This window comes from Bacillus sp. 2175 (assembly GCF_057812155.1).
In genome coordinates this window covers 177,385-199,961 of the sequence record NZ_JBSZSU010000011.1, presented here as the reverse complement: position 1 = coordinate 199,961, position 22,577 = coordinate 177,385, and the positions used below count along the sequence as shown (strand labels likewise).

The 22,577-nt window shown below is 34.4% G+C and carries 10 protein-coding genes; all 10 read left to right on the top strand.

Annotation, left to right across the window (positions count from 1 at the left end):
- The first annotated feature begins 14 nt into the window (after positions 1-14).
- Genes ACXKY9_RS31440 through ACXKY9_RS31395 form a run of 10 tightly spaced genes read left to right on the top strand, consistent with a single transcriptional unit; the run spans position 15 to position 22,575 of the window.
- The gene (locus ACXKY9_RS31440) at positions 15-1,232 is read left to right on the top strand and encodes an ACP S-malonyltransferase (RefSeq protein WP_001028177.1); all 1,218 of its coding nucleotides are present in this window, start codon (positions 15-17) and stop codon (positions 1,230-1,232) included.
- A gap of 40 nt (positions 1,233-1,272) precedes the next feature.
- Positions 1,273-2,121, top strand: coding sequence for a 3-hydroxyacyl-CoA dehydrogenase family protein (locus ACXKY9_RS31435; RefSeq protein WP_000473347.1), 849 nt, complete (start codon positions 1,273-1,275; stop codon positions 2,119-2,121).
- A 30-nt stretch (positions 2,122-2,151) separates the two neighbouring features.
- Entirely contained in the window at positions 2,152-2,397 is a 246-nt protein-coding gene (locus ACXKY9_RS31430; RefSeq protein ID WP_016090573.1) for an acyl carrier protein, read from the top strand.
- Positions 2,397-3,590 carry an acyl-CoA dehydrogenase family protein gene (locus ACXKY9_RS31425; RefSeq protein WP_016090574.1) on the top strand — a complete coding sequence of 398 codons (1,194 nt, stop codon included), beginning with the start codon at positions 2,397-2,399 and terminating at the stop codon, positions 3,588-3,590. The genes ACXKY9_RS31430 and ACXKY9_RS31425 overlap by 1 nt, the downstream gene beginning before the upstream one ends.
- Positions 3,587-5,164 (top strand): zwittermicin A synthase ZmaJ, encoded by a 1,578-nt coding sequence (gene zmaJ / locus ACXKY9_RS31420; RefSeq protein WP_016090575.1) that lies wholly within the window; start codon positions 3,587-3,589, stop codon positions 5,162-5,164. Before ACXKY9_RS31425 ends, zmaJ begins: the two co-directional genes overlap by 4 nt.
- On the top strand, positions 5,139-12,827 hold the full coding sequence (locus tag ACXKY9_RS31415) for a hybrid non-ribosomal peptide synthetase/type I polyketide synthase (protein WP_016090576.1): 7,689 nt from the start codon (positions 5,139-5,141) through the stop codon (positions 12,825-12,827). Before zmaJ ends, ACXKY9_RS31415 begins: the two co-directional genes overlap by 26 nt.
- Positions 12,828-12,845: 18 nt before the next feature.
- Positions 12,846-13,922: an LLM class flavin-dependent oxidoreductase gene (locus tag ACXKY9_RS31410; RefSeq protein WP_000608549.1), complete on the top strand. Its 1,077-nt coding sequence runs from the start codon at positions 12,846-12,848 to the stop codon at positions 13,920-13,922.
- Between the two features lie 15 nt (positions 13,923-13,937).
- Positions 13,938-17,021 (top strand): cyclic peptide export ABC transporter, encoded by a 3,084-nt coding sequence (locus ACXKY9_RS31405; protein WP_000773395.1) that lies wholly within the window; start codon positions 13,938-13,940, stop codon positions 17,019-17,021.
- A complete protein-coding gene (locus ACXKY9_RS31400) occupies positions 17,018-18,097 on the top strand; it encodes an HAD-IIIC family phosphatase (protein WP_016090577.1) in 1,080 nt (359 codons plus the stop codon). The genes ACXKY9_RS31405 and ACXKY9_RS31400 overlap by 4 nt, the downstream gene beginning before the upstream one ends.
- Positions 18,079-22,575: a non-ribosomal peptide synthetase gene (locus ACXKY9_RS31395; protein WP_016090578.1), complete on the top strand. Its 4,497-nt coding sequence runs from the start codon at positions 18,079-18,081 to the stop codon at positions 22,573-22,575. The genes ACXKY9_RS31400 and ACXKY9_RS31395 overlap by 19 nt, the downstream gene beginning before the upstream one ends.
- Positions 22,576-22,577: the final 2 nt, after the last annotated feature.

Below are 22,577 nucleotides of genomic sequence, written 5' to 3'. Positions count from 1 at the left end.
AGGGAGATAAAAAGATGAATATTGTATTTATGTTTCCTGGCGTAGGATCCCATTATTCTGGAATGGGTAAGTACCTTTATGAAAACTTCCCTGTAGCACGTGAGATATTTGAAGAAGCAAGTGACACTCTAAAAATAGACATGGCTTCCCTTTGTATGGAGAAGATATACAAAGCTGACCTTGAAAAGTTACAAAATTCACAGACTGCTTTAGTAACAACTAGCATGGCAGCTTTTCGAGTTTTTGAACAGGAAATAGGCAATAAACCAGAGGCAATGATTGGATATTCTTTGGGAGAATATACAGCTCTATGTGCTTCTGGAGCAATTGCATTTTCAGATACCTTAAAATTAGTACAAGAACGTAGTACGATTTTGAGTAGCTATGCATTGACTATAGATGGAACTATGGCATGGGTTAACAATCTTGCTCCAGAAATTGTTGAAGGTATTTGTTCAGAATTGTTAACCAAGGGACAGGAAGTATATATATCGGCTTATGACACTCCAAATAAAACATCAATTTCTGGTACAAACTCTGCGGTTCAGTTAGCTTGTGAAATGGTAGTAGAGCATGGGGGAATTGCAATCCCCCTTAAATTAAGTGGGCCATTTCATTCTCCTATGATGCAACCTGCTGCTGAAAAATATAAGAGTGTACTAGAAAATATAGATATGAAACAGCCATTAGTACCTGTCATAGCGAATCATGATAGTTCAATGTATAAAGGTGTAGAAAATATAAGAGAAAACCTTTACTTACAATTAATAAAGCCTGTGAAATGGTTGGACATGATTCACTATCTAATGAATCAAGGGTCTATGAAAGCTATTGAAATGGGACCAAAGGAAGTCTTGAAGTATCTTCTGCAAGCTATTAACCCTGCTATATCGACATTTAATTATGAAAGGGAGAAAGATATCCTAAATACAAAAAATTCTTTTACATTACAAGAATCTGATTATGAAGAAGTTATATCAGGGTGTTTAACTGTAGTTGTAAGTACAAAAAATTATAATACAGATTTAAGTGATTATCAGAAAAAGGTAGTACTCCCATTTCAAAAGGTCCAAAGTCAATTGGAAGAAAAAATTAATTCGGGGTATTCAGTGGAGAAAAGTGATGTAGAAGAAGCAATCCAAATGATGAAAACAGCACTTACTGAAAAACAGATTAAAGAGAGAGAACAAAAACGTTACCTGCAAAGAGTTCTTCAATGTAAAAGTTTTTAGATATAAATTATAAATATATTAAGGGAGCGATGATGGATAAATGTTCAAGAAAATTGGTATTGTAGGTGCTGGAACAATGGGGATCGGCATGGCAGTAGATTTAGTGCTGCATGGTCTAGAAACGGTATTAATTGATGTTACAGAAGAGCAGTTAGAAATAGCGGAAGAGAAAATATTAGAGACAGTTCGCTTTGCTCCTCTAATTAATAAAGCATTTCCTAGAATGCATAAGGAAGAAGTACTTTCGTTAATAAGTAGCTCTACTAATCTTGATGAAGTGGCTGAATGTGATTATATAGTAGAAAATGTTCCAGAAAACTGGCAAATTAAAGAGCCGATCTATAGAAGATTAGATGAGATATGTAAAAAGGATACAATTTTTGGAGTCAATACGTCTTGTATCTCAATAACAAAAGTAGGAGGAGTAACAAAGCGTCCAGATAAAATAATAGGAATGCATTTTATGAATCCGGTATATATGAAACCATCTATAGAAGTTATTAGAGGGTATTTAACTTCAGATGAAACGGTCGAAAAAGCTCAATCTTTCCTCAAACAATTAGATAAAGATGCAATTGTGGTTAATGATCAGACTGGGTTTGTTTCTAACCGTATCTCCCACTTATTCATGAATGAATCGGCTTGGGTTGTAATGGATGGTGTAGCAACGCCTAAACAGGTAGACGATATATTTAAAAAATGCTTTGGACATACAATGGGTCCATTAGAAACAGCAGATTTAATTGGGTTAGATACAGTATTACATTCTTTGAATGTACTTTATGAGGAATATCAAGATCCAAAGTTTAGATGTTGTCCATTACTTAAAAAGATGGTGGATGCAGGTGAATGTGGTAGAAAGAGTGGTAAAGGTTTTTACGCTTATTAAAATTAAAAATTACAAATAGGGGTGTATAAAATGCAAGATAAAAATTTAGAAAAAATTATTCATATGTATATTCAAGATCATGTAGGTATTGAATTTAATGATGATACTGAGATTTTTGAAGAAGGATTAGTTAATTCTTTATTTGCAATCCAATTGATGACTTTTCTTGAAAAAGAATTTGCCATAAAGGTAACTATGGATGACTTAGATATGGATAACTATAAGTCTGTAAATTCTATTGGTAATTTTATAAGAAATAAGCAAATGGTTCGGTAATGGACATGAAACAATACTTAGAGCCATCTCAATATAAAATGTATCAGAATTTTTTGGATTTTGTTTATGAAAATATAGAACCTTACGCTAATAGTTGGGAGATTGAACAGGGCATTCCATCAGACATAATAAAGACTTGTGCTAAAAATGGTTATTTAGGTGGAACACTTCCAGCGGAGTATGGTGGATTAGAGTGGGATTATGTAACGTATGGGTTATTTACTGAAGCAATAGCAAGAGGTAGTGTCTCTCTTTCGGGATTATTTAATGTCCATACGATGGTAACAGAAACGATTTTAAAATGGGGAACAGAAAATCAAAAAAATCAGTGGTTACCATTACTTGCATCTGGTAATCAAATAGCTGCATTAGCTCTTACTGAACCTGGAGCAGGATCAGATTTAAATATGATTAAAACGAACTTCGATCAACACGGGGATAAATTAATTCTTAATGGAGTGAAGAAGTGGATCACTTTTGGTGCAGCTGCTGATGTGTTTTTGGTATTTGGAAAGCTAAATGGTGAACAACCAGTTGCCTGTTTAGTACCAAAAGATAGTGCGGGTGTAAATGTTACTCATATAAGAGACATGCTTGGATTTAAAGCTGCATATTTGGCAGAAATTGAATTCAATAATGTAGAAATACCTTTAGAAAATATCATTGGTAGACCAGGATTTGCTTTTACTTACCTTGCACCGTATGCTTTAGAATTTGGGCGTATTTCAATTGCCTTTGCTGCTCTTGGTGTATTACGTACTTGTTTGGAAATATGTGGGAATCATGTATTGCATAGAAGTGCATTTGGTAACTCTCTAATTGATCATGGCATGATTTCACATATGATTACGGATATGGGAGTAGATTTAGAAGCTTCTATACTACTTAGTTTAGAAGCTTGTAAGGCCAAAAATGAGCATCGAGCTGATGCTACTGAAAAGATTATGATTGCAAAATATTTTGCATCGCGCTCAGGTACAAGGCATTCAACGAATGCTGTACAGATTATGGGAGCACTTGGTTGTAATGATAATTATTCAATATCAAGGTGCTTTAGAGATTCTAAAACAATGGAGATCGTTGAGGGGAGTAATCAGATTCATCAGCTATTACTTGGTAAGGGATTTGCTAAAAAAGCGAAACGTGCCATTGAAAAAATACCTGTAACTAAAGGAGTGATACAACCCGGATGAGTACATGTATACAAAAGCTGTTTGAAGAACAAGTAGTCCGTACGCCAGATGAGGTTGCTGTTATCTTTAAAAAAGAAACATTAACCTATAAGGAATTAAATGAAAAAAGTAACCAATTAGCTCGTCTTTTACGTGAAGGTGGAGTTGGTTCAGATACAGTTGTAGGTATTATGGTAGAGCGATCTATCGAAATGGTTGTCGGAATTTTCGGGATATTAAAAGCGGGCGGAGCATATCTGCCGCTTTCCCCGAACCATCCATCATCACGATTACAATTCATTATAGAAGATAGCGGTGCTAAATTAATACTGACGCAAAAGCAAATCCTACATCGTTTTCAAGATAGTTTGAAGGCTGATATGTTGGCTTTAGATTCGATTTCCTATGAAGGAAAGAGTGAAAATCTAGAGTGTATTAACAAACCCTCTGATCTTGTGTACGTAATATACACTTCCGGTTCAACCGGGAAACCTAAGGGTGTTATGATTGAGCATTCGGCCTTAATAAATCGAATTGAGTGGATGCAAGAGGCTTATCCAATTAGTTCAAAGGATACTATATTACAAAAGACCCCTTATACATTTGATGTATCCGTATGGGAGATGTTCTGGTGGGCCATAGTTGGAGCCAAAGTATGTATTCTTGCGCCGGGGATGGAGAAGTTTCCACAGGCTATTATTGAGACAACTGAAAGTAATGACGTGACAATTATGCATTTTGTACCATCTATGTTAAGTGCATTTTTACACTATCTTGATGTGACAGGTGAAACTAACCGAATAAAATCGTTGAAACAAGTATTTGTTAGTGGTGAGGCACTACTGTCTCAACATGTAAACCGTTTTAATAAGTTGCTAAATTTCTCTAATGGTACACTTCTTACTAATCTGTACGGACCTACTGAAGCAACCATTGATGTGACTGCTTATGATTGTCCGACACATGAGATTACAGAAGGGAGCGTTCCAATAGGGCGACCAATTAAGAATATTGAGATGTTTGTTGTTGATAAATATGGTAATAAACTTCCTGAAGGCCATATAGGAGAATTATGTATCTCAGGTATAGGATTAGCACGTGGATATGTAAATAGGCCGCAATTAACGGCAGAAAAGTTTGTACAATATTCCCTTGATACCCGTATATATAAAACTGGTGACTTAGCTTTAATAAGATCGGATGGGAATATTGAGTTTCATGGAAGAATTGATTTTCAAGTTAAAGTTAATGGGCTTCGTATTGAGTTAGGGGAAATAGAATCGTGTTTAATGTCTTGTGAAGGAGTTTTACAATGTGCGGTAATTGTAAGACAAGAATCAGAGATGGTAGTTAAGTTAATAGCTTTCTATGAGTCAGAAAATGATATTGAGTTAGAGAGGTTAAAAAAATATCTTCGCTTATTTTTACCAGATTATATGATACCTAACCGTTTTGTACGTGTAAATGAAATGCCATTAACGGATAGCGGAAAGATAGATAGAAAAGCACTTGCCTTATTAGGTTCCGATAAATATTCACACCATACCACACTTGTAGGAGGTTCTGTTAATGAGGAAAGCAGTAAAGATTCATAAAGAAGATATTGAAGATGTAATCGCCCTTACACCAGTGCAGGAAGGAATTCTTTATCATTATTTGAAAGAACCCGAAGGAAAGCTATATCATGAAGAACTTCGACTTTGCTTAACTGGAAAAATTAATATTCCAAAGTTTGAAGAGGCGTGGAATTATGTGACGCGGGAAAATGAAATGCTACGTACAATTTTTCGATGGGAAAAAGTTAAACAACCTGTACAACTTATACTAAAAAAGCATACTCCGAAGATTATGTATAGTGATGGTAAAGTCTCTAATAATACAGAAAGCTTTGATTTACAAACAGTTCCCTTTTCTATCGAACTGTGCCATTTGAACGAAGGCGAATATGAAATGGTTTTACGTCATCATCATATTTTGTTTGATGGTTGGAGTAATGGTATTATTTTACAAGAGTTTATTGAGGTATATCGAGAGTTAATAAAGGGAGAGGTACCATCATCTATAAATAAAAAGAAATTTAAAGAATATATACTATGGCAACAAAAACAAGATAAATCAAAACAAAAGCTTTTTTGGGAACAATATTTAAATGAATTAACTGAACAAATAAATTTATCCAATAAGAATTCTAATGAACTAAAAAAAGCAAAAACATATGTAAAAGAGATAGATAAAGAGCGAAGTGATAGATTCCGAAGTTTTGCAAGTAATCAAGGTGTAACATTGGCTACATTATTTTATACAGCCTGGGGTCTATTATTACAAAGATACAAAAATTCAGAGGACGTAATATTCGGTACAACAGTATCTGGTCGTTCAATTCCAATGCATGGTCTGAGTGAAATGGTAGGTTTATTTATAAATACACCACCACTTCGTGTAAGTGCTGATGGGAGAATGACTGTTTCAGATCTTTTACAAATAATTCAAAGTGATGTCCAAAGAAGAACTGAATATGAAACGACTCCAATTGTTGATTTAAACGTGTCATTTGACACTATTATGGTAGTTGAGAATTACCCTCTTGATATAGAAAAGCTGAAAGAAATTGATGAAGGTGTAAGAATTTCAGGTTATGAAGTAAATGAAATGACCAACTATGATTTAACTGTCTCAATAGAGTGTTTCGATTCTATTAAACTTGCAATGATGTGGCCTGAAGATGTATTTGATGAATCCATTATTACCAGTATAACTAACCATTTTATACAGCTATTAGATTCAATGCTTTTAGATGAAGGACAACCAATACAAACTCTTAAAATGTTAGATGAGGCAGAAGAAAAGTTTTTGCTTCAAGGTGGTCAAAATCAAAGTGCTACATTCCCACACACAACACTTCATCAATTAATTGAGATGCAAGCTGAAAAGCATCCTGAGAGAGTGGCACTTACATTTGAGAATAGTGAGATGACTTATGGAGAGTTGAATGAGCGTGCGGATAAAGTGGCATTTGCTCTTCTAAAAGAAGGTGTAACTTTAGATTCTCCAGTAGCTGTAATGTTGGATTACTCATTTAATATGATTATCTCTCTACTTGGTATTTTAAAAGCAGGTGGGGCCTATGTTCCAATTGATCCTGATTATCCTCAGGAACGAATTGATTTTATTCTTCAAGATAGTGGTTCAAATGTAATAATAACCTCAAATTTATTTGAGGATAAAGTTAAATTTGATAGCACAATGCTTTTTATTGAAGAACTCAATGAGACACCTATGCAAGATTTCGAGAGAGTAGATGTTGCCCCAACCAATTTAGCATATGTCATTTATACTTCTGGAACAACAGGACGTCCTAAAGGGGTTATGATTGAACATCGAAATGTAATACAACTTGTTATGCATCAACCAAATAGTTTTAAATTTTCTAGTAATGATGTGTGGTTACTGTTTCATTCTTTCTGTTTTGATATGTCAGTTTGGGAGATATTTGGATCCCTTACTTATGGTGGACGTCTTGTCCTGGCAACAAAAAAAACAATCCGTGATACGTATAAACTTGCTCAGTTGGTTGCAGATGAGGGAGTAACGATATTTAATCAAACACCATCTGCATTCTATGTTTTTCAGCAAGTAGTTGAAGAAATGCCTAAACTTTCTTTCAGAATTAGGTTACTTACATTTGGAGGAGAAATGCTGAAGCCAGGTTTACTGCAAAGTTGGTTTAAGCGTTCACCTAATACGGTCATAGTAAATATGTATGGAATAACTGAGACGACAGTACATGTTACTTATAAGGAAATTGGAGAAAAAGAAATGCACAGTAATCTTAGTGCTATAGGCGTGCCTCTTCCTACGTATTCGTGCTATGTATTTGACAAACATATGAATCCTACACCTAAGGGAATGCAAGGGGAACTTTATGTTGGAGGATATGGAGTTGCGCGGGGATATCTAAATCGTCCTGAACTAAACAGTGAACGTTTTATACAGAATCCTTATAATCCAAGTGAAAGATTATATAGATCAGGAGATTTAGTCCGTATTCTTGAAAATGGCGAAATGGAGTATATAGGTCGTAGTGATCATCAAGTGAAGATACGTGGTTATCGAATTGAAACAGGAGAAATAGAACATCATTTACAACAGCATGCGGATGTGAAGGAAGCGGTAGTTTTATCTATTGCTTTTGGAGAGGAACAAGAACTGTGTGCTTATATACTAACTGATCAAGATATATCTCAAAATGAATTACGTTATTATCTTACTGACAAAATACCTTCGTATATGATACCTATGTATTTTGTACTTTTAAGTGAAATGCCATTAACTACGAATGGAAAAGTTAATCGTCGTGCTTTACCTAAGCCTACTAAGTTAGTACAACCAAATGATTTACTAGATGAGCTTGAAACAACGGTAGCTGATGTTTGGAAGGAAGTTTTGGGGGTAGAAAAAGTAGGGTTGTATGATAATTTCTTTGATGTTGGAGGGAACTCCTTAAAAATGGTTCGATTGTTCTCTCGTTTACGAAGCAAGTTTGAAAAAGAACTTACAATGCCTATGTTATTCCGATACCCAACGGTTCATGATCAAGCTTCCTACTTTAGAAGTGATAATGCTATGGAACACCAACCTGAAGAAGTTAAGAAAGAAAATTTTTTATCTATGAATAAAAATGATGTAGCAGTGGTTGGTATGGCGGTTCGTATGCCAGGCGCTTCTAATCTTAAGCAATTCTGGTCAAATTTAGAACAAGGGATAGAATCCATTCGTACATTTACAGATGAAGAACTTAGTGAGATGGGCATACCAAAAGAAGTGATTCAAAAACCTAATTATATAAAATCTAAAGGGTATTTAGAAGATGTAGATGCATTCGATAATGAATTTTTTGATTACAGTCTAAAAGAAGCTGAAATGATGGATCCACAACTGCGAATACTTCATGAATGCGCATGGGAAGCACTAGAACAAGCAGGTGAGGTTAATTCTTCTCATATGAATACAGGAGTTTATGTTGGAGGATCACCAAATTTCCACTGGCTTCGTTCTATTGCCAGTGAATCTTCTAATACATTAGAAGATTTCCAAGCAATGTTGTTAAACGAAAAAGATTTCTTTGCTACTCGATTGGCTTATAAATTAAATCTAAAAGGACCAGCGGTTACAGTACAAACAGCTTGTTCTACCTCCTTAGTTGCTATTCAAAACGCATGGGCAGATCTTATTGATGGACGATGCGATATAGCTCTGGCCGGGGGAGTAAGTATAACTTATCCAACAAAAACAGGATATTTATATGAAGATGGTATGATTTTCTCACCAGATGGTCATTGTCGAGCTTTTGATAAGGATGCTCAAGGAACAGTGGGTGGAAATGGTGCTGGTATTGTAGTACTGAAAAGGTTGGAGGACGCTCTTCGAGATGGGAATTTAATACATGGAGTTATTAAGGGGGCTGCAGTAAACAATGATGGGTCCAATAAGGCTGGATTTACAGCGCCAGGGGTTGATGGACAAGCTGCTGTTATAAAATCGGCTCATGAAATAGCTGGCGTTAAGCCTGAAGAAATCTCATATATAGAAACTCATGGTACTGGTACGCAACTAGGTGATCCTATAGAAGTAGAAGCATTGAAGTTAGCTTTTGGTAAGCAAGAACCAGGTAGAATTTTAATTGGATCAGTGAAGACGAACATTGGACATTTAGATGCTGCAGCAGGAGTTGGAGGATTTATAAAGACGGTCTTAGCTTTGAAAAACAAGAAAATTCCGCCGAGCCTTCATTATAATAACCCAAACCCTAGCATTGATTTTGGAAAAAATCCGTTTCGTGTAAATACGGAACTTATCCCATGGAAAGGAGAGGTAAGAAGAGCGGGTGTTAGTTCGTTTGGGATGGGTGGAACTAATGCACATATAGTGTTAGAGTCTGTTCCTGACAATGCTAAGAATTTTGAAAAACAATCTTGGAACTTATTAACTGTTTCAGCAAAAACAGAGGAATCCTTAGATAAAGCTACTAACGATCTATTATTGCATTTGAAGGGGAATCGAGAGATATCACTATCTGATACAGCTTATACATTACAAAAAGGTCGTCGTGAATTTCCATACAGAACTGCTGTAGTTGTTAATGGAATAGAGGATGCCATAGAAAAACTTGGTGATACGGGACTAGAGAAAACAAACGCAATGGAGAGTAGACCTTTAGCCTTTCTTTTTTCAGGGCAAGGATCACAGTATATCAATATGGGTAGAGATTTATATGAAAATGAACCTGTATTTCGTGAACACGTTGATCAAGGTTTAGCCTTACTCTCAAATTGGTTAGATATAGACATGAAAAATATTTTGTATCCTACAAAGGAGACAGAGGATAAAGCAACTGAACAGTTAAATAGAACTTCAATGACGCAACCTCTACTATTCACTATTGAATATGCATTAGCCAAGCTTCTAATGAATTGGGGAGTTTATCCAAGGGTCATGTTTGGCCATAGTATTGGTGAGTTTGTAGCAGCTTGTTTAGCAGAAGTAATGTCTTATGAAGATGCATTACATTTAGTAATGATTAGAGGGAAGTTAATGAATAGCGTATCAGAAGGCGCTATGCTAAGTGTAAATTTATCTGTTGATGAATTACAAACCTATATAACAGATGATGTAGATATAGCAGCTGTAAATTCCTCTCAACATTCAGTAATTTCTGGTACTGTACTTTCAATCAATAAGATTGAGGAATTACTTTTAAATCATGGAGTAAAGACAACGCGTCTATTTACTTCGCATGCTTTCCATTCTCGAATGATGGATGAAGTTCTAGATGCATTTGAGCAAGCTGTAGGAAATATAAAATTATCAAGTCCTAAAATACCTTATATATCTAATGTTACAGGTGAAATGATTACAGCAAATGAAGCCACATCACCTTCTTATTGGGCACAGCATCTACGAAGTACTGTTCAATTTTCAAAGGGATTATCTGAAATTTTTCATTTAAAAAATGTAATTTGCCTTGAGATTGGCCCAGGTAATGCATTATCAACTTTTGTATTAAAACATTTAAATAGAAGTAAAGATCAATTGGCTTTAAACATGTTACGTCATCCTCTGGATAAATCAAATGACTTCGAGCATTTATGCAAGCAAATGGGACGGTTATGGATGCAAGGTGGAACTATAAATTGGAATACTTTTAATAACAGTGAGAATAAAAGGTTATTAGATTTACCAACGTATCCTTTCATGAAAAAACGATTTAAAGCTGATCCATTTTTTAATACTCAATCTCAGAGTTTAACTCAGGAAACAAGAGGCCATAATAAACAGGCTAATATTAAAGACTGGTTTTATTTGCCTTCTTGGGAACGCAAAACATTAAAATCTATACAAATAAAGAAAGAACAAAAATATAAATGGCTTATTTTCAATGATCATCTAAATCGATTCAATCGACTGATAGAAAAATTAAAAAGAGAAGGTCATGATGTAATTGAAGTTAAAACAGGTGGTATTTTCTCTGAAAAATCCGACGGTTTATATACGATATGTCCATCTCAAAAAATGCATTATGAAATGCTATTTTCAGAATTAGAACAAAAAGATTTATTACCAAATAAGATTATACATGCTTGGAGCTTTAATCCAGTTAATGATGTTATTCTCGATCAAGAGAGAATTGAACGATCAATGGATGAAGGATATTATTCGTTACTTTATATTGCACAAGCAATTGGGAAAATTAATTATGAGGGCGCATTACAGTTAAACATTTTTACTGACCGTATGTTTGAAGTTACAGGTACAGAGCTGAACTTAAAGCCAGAGCAAGCTACAATTCTAGGCTTTTCAAAAATATGCAATCTTGAGTTTCAAAATATAAAATGTCGTACCATTGATATGGATACAGATTCTCAACAAATGTTTGAAGAAGCGGGTTTAATGGAGAGTTTTGTGGATTCTACTGATATAGTTGTAGCTTATCGAGGACGTCATCGATGGGCGCAAACGATTATTCAAAGTCCTTTTGAGGAAGAAGATGTAGAAATTGATAGATTACGAGAGGGTGGCGTTTATTTAATTACTGGTGGACTTGGTGGAATTGGATTTGAAATTGCAAAAGATTTAGCTAATAGAGTACCAAATGTCAAACTTATATTGATTGGCCGCTCAGAGTTCCCACCACGTAATCAATGGGAACAGTACTTAGAAAATAAAGACGAGCGTGTAAGCCGAGTTATTTCTGATTTGTTGACAATGGAGTCTCAAGGTGCAGAATACATGATCCTAAGTTCTGATGTTTCCAATCAAGATGATATGAAACAGGCAATTGAAAAGGCTAAATCTCGTTTTGGTTCTATTAATGGCGTAATTCATGCAGCAGGTGTCGCTGATTATCTAGGTATTATGATGAATCGTGAAAAAGAATCTAATAATAAAATTTTAGCTCCGAAAATTAAAGGTACACTAGTACTCGATGCTTTATTAAAAGATGAACCAATTGATTTCTTCGTATTATGTTCATCAATTGGTAATGTGGCGTATCATATGAAATTTGGTCAGAGTGGTTATAATGCAGCGAATGAATTTTTAGATGCATTTGCGTTTTATAAGCGGGCTCATGATGGAGTGTTCACTGTAGCTATTAATTGGCCAGATTGGCAAGAGGTGGGTATGTCACTTAAGTCGGCTAAAATATGGGCAAAGCAATTTAATATGGATATGGAAAGTGTATTACATGATGGTGTAACTGTAGAAGAGGGTTTAAAAGTATTCCGTAGTATCATCAATAGAAATCAACAACAAGTCGTGGTTTCTCCAATAGATTTACATTGGAAACTTTTAAATGGTGCCAACTATTATAATGAACTATTGGAAAAAGGAAGTAAGAATAGATTAAAGCAGAATCGTTCAGATGTTTCCACAACGTATAGACCACCAACTAATGAAATTGAACAACAATTATACGAATTATTAAAAGATATGTTTGGAATCGAAGAAATAGGAATTTACGATAATTTCTTCGATCTAGGAATGAGTTCTTTAGATCTTGTTCGTATTAATGTGAAATTAAAAGAGGCCTTTAAACGAGACTTACCTATAGTTGTTCTTTATGAGCATACGTCAATTAAATCTCTTGCTAAATATTTAAGTAATCAAGAAGTAAATAACAATTTAACAAATAAAAAAGAGTTATTGAAAGCGAAATCGGTTATGAAAAATACATTATCTGCTTTAAAAAGTAGAAAGTAGTAAAGGGAGGGGAACAACATGATTAATAAAGAAGTAGTTCCGTCAAAAGTTGAGTTTTGCTGGGGATTACCTGTTATTCCAACACCACAAACAAAAGAACTTCTAGAGGAATATGTTAATCAAGCTAAAAGAGCTGAGAAGAATAACTTTGACTCGGTATTGGTTTCCATTGCACCAACATCTGTTGATCCAATGATAGCAGCGTCTATGATTGGAATGAATACGGAGTTTGTAAAGATTTTGGTTGCGCAAAATACAAACCAGATGCTTCCTACCGTAACAGCAAAAGCATTGAATACTTTAAATAGTTTAATTGGTAATCGTGCAGATATTAACATTGTAACTGGAAGTGCCTCGCTTGTCCTTGCGCGTGATGGATTACCAGAACCGCACCATGTTCGATATGCTAGGACAAAAGAATATATTGAGCTGTTACAACAATTAAGACGAGGAGTAACTAGCTATAAAGGTGAGTTTTATCAAGTAGAAAATAGTGATATTTATCCAAAGGAAGATCTCTCTCGAAGTGCCCGCTACTTTGTAGCGGGGTCCTCCGAGGAGGCAATGAGAGTAGCTGCAGAGTATGGTGATGCTTATATACTTTATGCAACAGACCGCAAAAGTCTTAGAGAACACTATCAAACAGTTAATAATTACGCTAAGCAATATGGGCGCGAGAAAATTCCAGGTGCTATTTTAGTAGACATCATTGCTCGTGAGACTTCGGAAGAAGCATATAAAGAAGCATATGAATTACTTGAGAGAACACCAGCAGCCTTAAAGAGGATGACTAAGCTATTTTTAGATAATGCAGATTCTGTTGGACTTCGCCGATACAAAGATTTAATTACAAAAGATAGTATGTGGATAGATGATCATCTTTGGGGAGGTCTAAGTTTAGTTAACCCATCTAATTCAATTTCTATAGTTGGTAGCTATGAGGAAGTCATCTCGACATTAACTGATTTTTGGGAAATAGGGGCAAATTATTTTCTTATTACTTCTCAGATTAGTGAGCATGAAATTGAACGTATTGGTCAAAATGTTGTGCAACCATTTAAAAAGAAAATTGAAAAGTTAATCCAAGTTAACTAAAAGAGGGCTAAAAATATGAAGTTAAACATATGGTTGAAGTTTATCATTTTAATGACTTTAATAGTACTCCCTTATCGACAGGTGGAAGCGCAGGAAACGGTACAGTTTAATGAGAAGAAAATACAGAAGCATATAGAAGAACAAATATCTCAAGCGGGTATTCCTGGACTTTCAGTAGTAATTGTAAAAGGAAACGAAACGATTTATAAGAAGAATTATGGTTATGCCGATATAGACAATAAACGTCAAGTTACGAATGAGACGCTTTTCGAGCTAGGTTCTACTTCAAAAGCTTTTACGGCATTAGCTGTATTGCAGCTAGAAAAAGAAGGGAAAATTAAACTTAGTGATTCTTTAACTAAATATGTTTCATGGTTTGAAATGGAGTATAAAGGCAAACCTTATGAAATTACACTTTATGACTTATTACACCATACTAGTGGAATACCGGAAAAGGCCATTGGATATATTCCTATAACCAATGGCAAAGATTCTATTGAGAAAACGATTAGGAATGTTATGCCAATAGGACTAAACCGAGAGCCGGGTAGCAGTTTTGAATATTCTACGGTTAACTACGATCTATTAGGATTAGTAATCGAGAAGGCAACTAATCAATCATTTGAAAGATATGTTCAAGATCATGTGCTATCAAAGTTGGATTTATTGAGTACATACGCTGGACGTGAGATGGCCCCATTAGATAACATGGCCCAAGGTTACAAGCGTAATTTCTTACAATCATTACCCTATGACGCTCCTAATTATAGGGGGAATACACCGGCTGGATATTTTATTTCAAATATAAATGATATGGAAAGATGGTTAAAATTACAGCTTGGGGTTGAAAAGCCTAGGATGTTTCCGGAGGAATTGATTAACGATTCTCATAAAGCGAATAGAAAGGTTGCCCCAGATAGCAATGGAGCTTCATATGCAGCTGGATGGGAGGTCTATCAAAGTGGTGGAGGGGAAATTTCACATGGTGGAAGTAACCCAAATTATTCATCGTATATTGGTTTCCGTGATGAGGAACAGATAGGGGTCGTAGTATTAGCGAATCTGAATAGTAATTACACTTACTATATCGGTAGCAGTCTTTTAAATATGATGATAGATAAAGAAGTTAAACCGTTACTCTATGATGAATATAAGAAAACGGATCAAATAGGAACAGCCTTATTTGTGATCTCATCTTTGTGTTTACTAACGTTATTGGTCATGTTATTTCATTTAATCAGGGAGATTATTTTTAGAAAAAGAAAGTTTATATTACCAACGGGAAAAACATGGTTACATATGGTATTAGTTGTTGCGATATATGGGCTAATGATTTATGCACTTTATCAACTACCAAATCTCTTGTTTGGAGGGCTTCCGTGGGCATTTATAAAAGTTTGGGCTCCTTCAACTGTTGTACTTGCAATATATGCAATTGCTGGGGTGGGTTTGGCCTATGTTATCCATACATTCTTAAATCTTTGTTTTCCAAGACAAAAGGGAAAGTCGCTTTTGACTTTAATTGTTTTGGGATTAATATCAGGATTTGGTAATGCCTTTCTCATTTTTGTGATTAATGAAACGTTTGTTAGATCAAATAATTTGGAAAATGGCTTGTTGTTTTACTTTGTACTTGGAATCGTTATGTATGTCTTTTCACAACGTATTATTAGAACTAGCATTGTATCGTATACAAACGAGCTAGTTTATGAAAAAAGGATGGAATTAACAGATAAGTTGTTACAGACTCCTTATTACAAATTGGAGTTGATTGAGAAGGGCCGAATAGAGGCGACATTAAATAACGATACGGAAGTTATCTCTCGTTCTCTCAATCTATTAGTTACTGCTGGAACAAGTTTATTAACGTTACTATTTTGTTTTCTCTATCTTGGTGTAATGAATATGTATGCCTTTTTACTATCCTTGTGTATCATCTTTATTACTGCAGGGGTATATTCTTTGATCGGACGACAAGCAGATAAAGTTTGGAATGAAACAAGAGATATTCAGAATGTATATTTTCGTTTGATTGGTGATCTAAGGCATGGTTTCAAAGAGCTTAGGCTTCATACTGGAAAACGAAACGATTTTCGAGAAGTTATGAATGAAAGCTGTAATAACTATCGTGTTAAACGAACGATAGGAGATATTAAATTTGCAAATGTGTTTGTTCTGGGAGAACTATTATTCATTTTTGTTATTGGTATTGTAGTTTTCGTATTTCCAGAAATTTTTGTTAATATGCCGAAAGAGACGATAAGTAACTATGTAATCGTTTTTCTGTATATGACAGGTCCAGTTAATGAAATACTGGGCGGTATCCCTCAGCTCGTAAATGTACGTATTTCTTGGCAACGTATTCAACAAATGGTGAAGAGTGTAGATCATATAAAGGCAAATGAGCAAATCGCGACAACAAAAGAGTACTTAGATGTGCCAATTTGTTTGCAGCTACAAAATGTAAGTTATAAGTATAAGAATAAAGATGGAGATTTTACTGGTTTTGGTATTGGTCCAATAGACATGGAGTTTAATTCTGGAGAAATAGTCTTTATTGCTGGTGGTAATGGGAGTGGAAAATCTACTTTATCAAAACTGATTACTGGGTTATATGAACCTAATGAAGGTAACATTTTATTAAATGGAAAAGAAATAGCTCCAGAGGAATTGAATCAATACTATTCAGCTATCCTGAGTGATTTTCATGTTTTTGATAGGCTATATGGAATTAATACAGAAGGAATGAAAGCAGAAATCGATCATTATTTAGAACTTCTCCAACTGAGTGACAAGGTTGGCATTGAGAATGGGCGCTTTACTACTACGCAACTATCAACTGGACAAAAGAAAAGGTTGGCATTGCTGGTTACGTATTTGGAAGATCGACCTATACTTTTATTTGATGAATGGGCAGCGGATCAAGATCCTGGTTATAGACGCTTCTTTTATGAAGAATTGTTACCTCAAATGCGAGCAAAGGGTAAATGTATTATTGCTATTACTCACGACGATCAATATTTTCATTTGGCAGATAAGCTTATAGTGATGGAGATGGGAACTGTGAAAATGAATAAAACAAAGGAGGCATTATCATGAGTAAGGAAATTAAATGTGTTGTTTGGGACTTAGATTGTACAATTTGGGATGGTGTTTTATTAGAGAGTGGTACAGTTACTTTAAAACCTGGAATTTATGAAATTATATGTGAATTAGATCGACGTGGAATACTGCAATCAGTTGCTAGTAAAAATAACTACGAAGATGCAATAGCTAAATTACGGGAATTTGGAATAGAAGAGTATTTTTTATATCCGGAGATTCATTGGAACTCTAAATCTAGTTCCATTGAGAAAATTAGAAAAAATTTAAACATAGGTATTGATACTTTTGCGTTCATTGATGACCAACCTTTTGAATTAGAAGAAGTACAGAGTGTTCATAATGATATTCTGTGTATACATGTGAATGAATATAAGTCGTTATTAGACTTGCCACGACTACAACCAAAAAGAATTACAGAAGATTCAGGTCGTCGAAGACTGATGTATTTAGAAAATCTTAAGAGAACGAAGGATGAAGAAGAATATGAAGGCCCAAAAGAAGAATTTTTAGCTTCACTTGGGATGAATTTTGTGATTAGTGAGGCTCGTGAGGAAGATTTGCAGCGTGCAGAGGAGTTAACAGTACGTACGAATCAATTAAATTCGACTGGTATTACCTATGATTATGATGAATTAAACTATTATCGTAATCATCCAGATTATTTATTATTAGTTTGTGAGTTATCAGACAAATATGGCTCCTATGGGAAGATTGGTTTAACACTTGTAAAAAGGACGGAGGAAGCCGACTGCCTAAAACTTCTTCTCATGTCTTGTCGTGTAATGTCCCGTGGCGTTGGTACTATACTCCTCACATATCTAATGGAAAGGACAAAACAGGCAGGTAAACGCTTTTTGGCTGAGTTTCGACAGACTGACCGTAACCGTATGATGTTTGTTACGTACCGATTAGCTGGATTTAAGGAAACTAGCAACGAAAATGGAATATTAATTTTAGAACATAATCTTGAGAATATAAATCCTTATCCTCACTATATTAATATACAATTTCCGGAAATACCAACGGATGTGGATAGAGGGGAAGTGGAAATATGCAACAAACAATTGTAAAGCATTCTCTTACGCATCCACAAAAAAGAGTTTGGTATAATGAACAAATTTATCCAAACACATCTATGTATAACATCGGAGGGATGGTTCTTATTAATGGGGAAATTAATTTTACAATTTTAGAAAAAGCAATTCAATTATTCATTAAGAAAAATGATGGTTTACGTCTACGGATTTTTCAACAACATAGAGAACCCCACCAATATATATCACCATTTGAACCTACACCAATACGTTTAATTGATTTTTCTAATCATCATAATCCAAGTTTAGAAGCTAGAAAATGGGCCCAGGATGAATTTCAAAAACAAATTCCACTTGAAGGAGGCCCTCTGTTTGAATTTGTGCTCTTGAAAATAAGTGATGTAGAAAGCTCCTATTTTGTTAAGTTTCATCATATTATAGCTGATGGTTGGACAATCCAACTTATGACGAGTCAAATTATCGATTTTTACTCTAAGTTAAAGAATGATGAGCATATAAATGATACGGTTGAATCTACTTATCTGTCTTATTTACAAGCAGAGGAGAAATATCTGGAATCCCCTCGATACGTAAAAAATAAGAATTATTGGAATGAGAAATTTATGAATCTGCCAGATTTCTTTTTATCAAAAACATCTCATTCTCTAGAAGGGAAACGAAAGATATTTTTAATTGAAAAAGAAAAATCGGTTGCTCTACAGTCTTTTATACAAAAACATAGAATATCTATGAATACATTATTTTCAACCTTTATGCTTATTTATATTCATAAAATGTATGATCAATCAGACATAATCATTGGATCTCCTGTACTAAATCGTTCCGGTGTACTAGAAAAGAAAATAGTAGGTATGTTTACTAGCACAATGCCGTTACGGTTAAATGTGGATGAAGATGAGAGTGTTCTATCTTTCATTAAAAGAGTAAATCATGAAATAAAACAATGTCTATTTCACCAGCGTTATCCTTATAACTTATTGGTAAAAGACTTGCAATTGACTAGTAAAGGATACGATGGTTTATTTCAATATAGTGTGAATTACTATAATACAAAACTTAAAAATACTATTGATGGATTTTCTTTAGAAAACGTGGAGTTTTACAGTGGTTACCAAGCCTATTCATTGCAGTTAGTTATTAAGGAATGGGCAGATGAAGGTTTAGAAATTCAATATGATTATAAAGTCGCGGATTTTGAAGAAGATCAAATCAATTGTATGCATGAAAGGTTTTTAGCTTTAATAGAACAAGTTTTACGTAATGAAGATCAATCGATAAAAGAATTATCTTTGTTATCGGATGATGAGCAAAAGTTTATGTTAGAGAAATTTAACAATACAGCTGTTGTGTATCCGAAAGAAAAAACTATTCAAGAATTATTTGAAGAACAAGTAAAACAGACACCAGAAAAAATAGCAATTCAACATGCTGATAGATCAATGACTTATCTTGAATTAAATAAGAAATCTAATCAGTTAGCAAGAAAGTTACGAGAAAAAGGAGTCAAAAATGGTCAAGTCGTGGGTATACTAGCTAAACATTCACTTGAGATAGTAATTGCAATTTGGGGAGTTATTAAGGCTGGAGGTACATATTTGCCTATAGATCCTTCCTACCCAGAGGACCGAATTCGTTATATTTTGAATGATAGCGGCACAACATTACTTTTAACTGACTATACAAATGAGGGTAATTTAGAATATTTAGGTGAGAAAATTAATATATGTGATCAGAAACTTTATGAAGGAGATAATGCCAATCTAAACCTAGTAAATGCACCAAATGATCCAATATATATAATTTATACCTCTGGAACCACGGGGAATCCTAAAGGAACTGTAATCACTCAATGTGGATTGGTTAACTATATTTCCTGGGCTAAAAAGAACTATATTAGTAGTGAAAATGATGTTTTTGCATTATATTCATCCGTTTCTTTTGATTTAACAGTAACTTCAATATTCACTCCTTTAATAAGTGGTTTATTGTTAGTAATATATCATGATAATGAAGATGAGTTTATTTTGTCAAAAATACTCAAGGAAAATGTAGTAACAGTGTTGAAAGTTACTCCTTCACATTTAGCATTGTTAAATAACTATTCACCCCCAAGAGTTTCATCTCTTCGCAGATTGATTGTGGGTGGAGAGGATTTGAAAACCTCAGTAGCCGAAAAGATATATGATCTTTTTAGCGGTAAAGTTGAAATAATTAATGAATATGGACCAACTGAAACTGTGGTTGGATGTATGATTCATCGTTATGATCCAGATCTAGATCGAAGAGCATCCGTACCAATTGGTACACCAGCTGATAATGTTCAAATATATTTATTGGATAAGAATCTTCAGCCGGTTCCTATTGGTGTAAAAGGAGAAATTTATATATCGGGTGATGGGGTAGCTAAAGGTTACTTAAATCGTCCGGATTTAACAGCGCAACGTTTTTTATCCAATCCATTTATTTCGAGTGAGAAGATGTATCGAAGTGGTGACTTAGCTGTCATGTTGCCAAATGGATTAATTGAGTATCAAGGACGGATGGATTCTCAAGTGAAAGTTAAAGGATATCGTATTGAAATAGGGGAAGTTGAGAATGCACTGTTACAACACAAGTCTGTTAAAGATGTAGTAGTGGTGAATTGGCAAGGTGAGGATAATTCAAATCATCTAGTTGCTTACATTGTTTTGAAAGACAGTGTTCAAAATATAGAAATACGCAGTTTTATTTCGCATATGCTACCAAGTTATATGATTCCTTCATTTTTTATCTATATGGATCAGCTACCGCTTACTATCAATGGAAAGGTAGATCGTCAAGCGTTGCCAGATCCGATGTTAAATAACGGTTCTAATCATACTCATTTAGAAGAAGTAGATGAAGATGTTACTGGAATGGTTAGTGAAGTTCTCAAGGAAATATTACAGACTGATAGAATCGAATTGCATAGTAATTTTTATCATTTAGGTGGAGATTCTATTAAAGCGATCCAAGTGAGCGCTAGATTACAAGAACTGGGATGGAAAGTTAGAGTTAAAGATGTACTAAATTATCCAGTTGTAAGTGAATTGGCAGCAATGTTAGTTAAACAAAAAGATGTTACAGTCTCACAAACATTGGTAACAGGAAAGGTAGAGCCTACGCCTATTATGCGTTGGTTCCTTGATCAACAGTTTAAGAACCCGCATCATTGGAATCAATCGGTATTACTGTCTTTGAAGAAGCCGGTTAAAGAAGAATATGTTAATAAGATGTTAAATACGATCATGCATCATCATGATTTGTTACGGTTAAGGTACGAGGATAAGCAGGATTACTTCTATTATGACGAAGATATGTCCATTGTTGATTCTAAGGTTACCATGTTTGATTTGTCTGAAATTCCAATTGAAATGGCTTTGAATCAGGTTCATATAAAAGGTGAAGAGTTAAAAGGAAGTTTAAATTTGAATGTAGGACCATTATTTAAAGGGGCCTTATTCCAGCTTTCAAATGATCAACAGTTGTTATTATTAACTGCACACCACCTTATTGTTGATGCTGTGTCCTGGCGTATTTTAATTGAAGATGCAAACCGATGTTTGAATAGCTTGTATTTAGGAGAAGTTCCATCGCTACCATTAAAAACTAACTCTTTCCAAGATTGGTCTGAAGCTTTAAATAGTCGAGGAGTTAATTTAGTACATGCTGAATTAGATTATTGGGAATCCATAGATAACACGCTAGATAATAATTTTCAAATTAATAGAGAAAAAGAAAATAGTACTGTTGAAAGTTGTACGACTCTTACCTTTACATTGAATGCAGATGATACAAGAAAACTATTAACTACTGCAAATGTGCCTTACAATACACAACCAATGGAGTTGTTACTTGCTGTGTTGACAGAAAATTTAGGTGAATATACAAACCAAGATCAAATTAAATTTGAGTTAGAAGGTCATGGTCGAGAGGAATTATTTGAGCATCTTGATATTTCACGTACAGTAGGGTGGTTTACAACGATGTATCCTATTGTATTACAAGTTTCGCATAATATTGCTAATCAAATAAAGAGTGTTAAAGAAGAGGTTCGTAAAAGACCTAATAAGGGAATTGGATATGGAATTCTTAAAGAGAAGTTTCCTTCTTGCAAAGATTTAACTCAAAATATAATTCGTTTTAACTATTTAGGAGAGATAGATAATTCTCTCGGGGATGGATGGTTTACTATTGTTGATTATCAAAGTGGCAGTGAACAATCAAAAGATAATCATATTACTGCATTATTGGATATTGTGGCTATGGTTAAGAATAAAAGCTTAGAAATTCATGTGACATTTAGTACAAGTCATTTTCAAAAGAATTTTTTAGAAAATTTATTTTCAGATTATCTAGAACGACTACAGACATATATCCAATCCTGTTGTCAAATGCAAACAAAAGAATTTACTTCATCAGATTTTGAAACCTTAAACCTTAGTGATGAAGAAATTGATAATTTGTTTGATTAAAC